Source organism: Frankia sp. CeRuru1 (assembly GCF_977966315.1).
Genome location: NZ_CDWWEW010000128.1, coordinates 9,941 through 12,781 on the forward strand (window position 1 = coordinate 9,941; position 2,841 = coordinate 12,781).

Genomic DNA, 2,841 nt, shown 5'->3' on the forward strand with positions numbered 1-2,841 from the left:
CCGGGACAAGGTGTTCCGGCGGCATGAACGAGCCCACCGCGGACGTCCTGCCGGAGCGGCCACAGGTGCTACGGTCACGGCGGGTCGTGCTGCCCGGGGGCGAGCGCCCGGCAGCCGTGCACGTCGCGGGCGGCCGGATCACCGCGATCACCGCCGCGGACGAGACCCCTCCCGGGACCCTGGTCACGGACCTCGGCAACCTGGCTCTGCTTCCCGGCGTGGTCGACTCCCATGTGCACATCAACGAACCGGGGCGGACCGAGTGGGAGGGGTTCGCGACCGCGACCCGGGCCGCCGCGGCCGGCGGTGTCACCGCGATCATCGACATGCCGCTGAACTCTGTTCCGCCGACGACCTCGCTCGCCGCGCTGGCCGCCAAACGCGCGGTGGCGGCCGGCCAGGTTGCCGTTGACGTCGGCTTCTGGGGCGGCATCATCGGTGCCGACGCCCGCAACCTCGATGATCTGGCCGCCCTGCACGGCGCCGGGGTCTTCGGATTCAAGGCCTTCCTGGCCCCGTCGGGGGTCGAGGAGTTCCCGCACGTCTCGATGGACGTCCTCGGGGCCGCCGCCCGGCGTACCGCCCGGATGGGGGCCCTCACCGTCGTGCACGCCGAGGCGCCCTCCGTTCTCGCCGTGGCACCTCCCACCGTGGGGCGGGCCTTCGCCAGCTGGTTGGCGTCGCGCCCGCCGGCCGCGGAGACCGAGGCCGTGGCCGCGCTGGCGGCGCTGTCCGCCGCCACCGGTGCCCGCCTGCACGTGCTGCATCTGGCGGCGGCCGATGCCCTCGACGACGTGCTCGCGGCGCGGGACGCGGGGTTGCCGATGACCGTGGAGACGTGCCCGCACTACCTGACCTTCACGGCCGAGGAGGTCCCCGACGGAGCCACCGTCTTCAAGTGCGCACCTCCCATCCGGGACAGCAGGAATCTGGACCGGTTGTGGGACGGGGTGTCCCAGGGCCTGTTCGCCGGGATCGTCACTGATCATTCGCCGTCCACTCCCGCGTTGAAGCAGCTCGACACCGGTGATTTCGCGGCGGCGTGGGGTGGCATCGCGTCTGTCCAGATCGGGCTACCCGCGGTCTGGACTCAGGCCCGGGCGCGGGGGCACACCCTCACCGACGTCGTCGGTTGGATGTGCGCCGGACCGGCCGACCTGGTAGGACTGGCCGGCAAGGGGCGCATCGCGATCGGCGCCGACGCCGATCTGGTGGTCTTTGACCCGGATGCGTCGTTCCTGGTGGAGCCCTCGATGCTGCGGCATCGCCACCCGCTCACCCCCTATGCCGGACGCGTGTTGAACGGGGTGGTGCGGGCGACCTATCTGCGGGGGTGGCGAGCGGACGGGGATCGTCCCCCGCGGGGGCGGCTATTAGAGAGGTAGGCATTACCCGGCCGGGCCACGGGACCGTCCGGCGTACCGGAGCCCTCCCCACGGATGTGATCCGATGCACCCACCGACGCGGACCATGCCCGAGGGAGCAGGCCCGAAGTACGCTTTGCGCCCCGCTAACACGTCGTCCCGTCCGACCTGATCCGGTCCGCACGGTGGTGACGGGCCGTGCGGCCACCCGACGACACGTGAACGGCCCGGTTTCGTACGGCCGGTTGACCCCATGGAAGGACCCGATGAGCGACGCGCCCGACCTGACGAATCTTGTCGATCTCGCGGCGGCCCGTTTCGGCGGTACGGTCGTGGCCGTCAACGACGAGTTCTTCGCGTTCGCCGAACGGATGCTGCTGCCCGAACCGCCGATCGTGCGGCCGGGCGTGTTCACCGAACGGGGCCAGTGGACCGACGGTTGGGAGACCCGTCGGCGGCGGGATCTTCCCGGATCCGACTGGGCCATCATCCGGTTGGGCTCACCCGGCATCGCCCACGCGGTGACCGTGGACACCACCCACTTCACCGGCAACGCTCCCGGGGCCGTCGAGGTGCACGGCGCCACCCTGCCCGGGTATCCCTCCGCGGCGGAGGTCGCCGAGGAGCCCGTGGCCTGGGTCCCGCTGGTGCCGCGGACGCCGATCGCGCCGGACGCGGTCAACGTGTTGCCGGTGGCTGATCAGGGCCGGACCCGCATCACCCATCTGCGCCTGACCATCCACCCGGATGGCGGAGTCGCCCGGCTGCGCGTGCATGGCACGGTGGTGCCGGATCCCCGGATGTTCGACCGGGTCACCTCCGATCTCGCCGCCGCCTACCTGGGCGGCGTCGTGGTGGCCGCCAGCGACATGCACTACGGTGACCGCCACAACCTGAACGCCTCGGGTGAGGCCCGGGCGATGGGGGAGGGCTGGGAGACCCGGCGGCGCCGTGGGGACGGCCACGACTGGGCGGTGGTCCGGCTCGCGACGCAGGGCACGATCGTGCGGGCCGAGGTCGACACCCGGCACTTCCGCGGCAACGCGCCCCGGGCGGTGGCCCTCTGGGCGGCGGACAACCCCGACCTTCTTGATCCCGACGACGTCACTGCGATCACCGAGTGGTACCCGATGCTGCCGCGGACCCGGGTGCAGCCGAACACCCGTCACCTTTTCGACCTCGAGGTCCCGATCCAGGCCACCCACGTGCGGGTCGACGCGATACCCGACGGCGGGCTGGCGAGGCTGCGGCTCACCGGCGCTCCGACGCCCGTCGGGCGGGAGGCGCTCGCGATGCGCTGGTTCGACGCGTTGTCCCCGGACGCGGCTCGCGAGGAGCTGCTGGCCTGCTGCGAGTCCGAGGACTGGGCCGCGGCCGTGGCGGCCCGTCGGCCCTTCGGGACCCTCGCGGCCCTGCTGCCGGCCGCTGAGCAGGAATGGTGGAACCTGCCCGAATCGGCCTGGCTGGAGGCGTTCAC

General features: G+C 72.5%; 2 protein-coding genes. Both read left to right on the top strand.

Annotated elements, in window-relative coordinates:
• Window positions 1–23: 23 nt before the first annotated feature.
• Window positions 24–1,385: an allantoinase AllB gene (gene allB, locus AC08OP_RS11520; protein WP_476614189.1), complete on the top strand. Its 1,362-nt coding sequence runs from the start codon at window positions 24–26 to the stop codon at window positions 1,383–1,385.
• 245 nt (window positions 1,386–1,630) lie between these two features.
• The coding region (locus AC08OP_RS11525) for an allantoicase (protein WP_476614187.1) at window positions 1,631–2,841 on the top strand (1,211 nt) is incomplete at its 3' end.

Excerpts from the sequence above, each read along its gene's own strand:
- allB (WP_476614189.1), top strand. The coding sequence starts at position 24 with ATGAACGAGCCCACCGCGGACGTCCTGCCGGAGCGGCCACAGGTGCTA.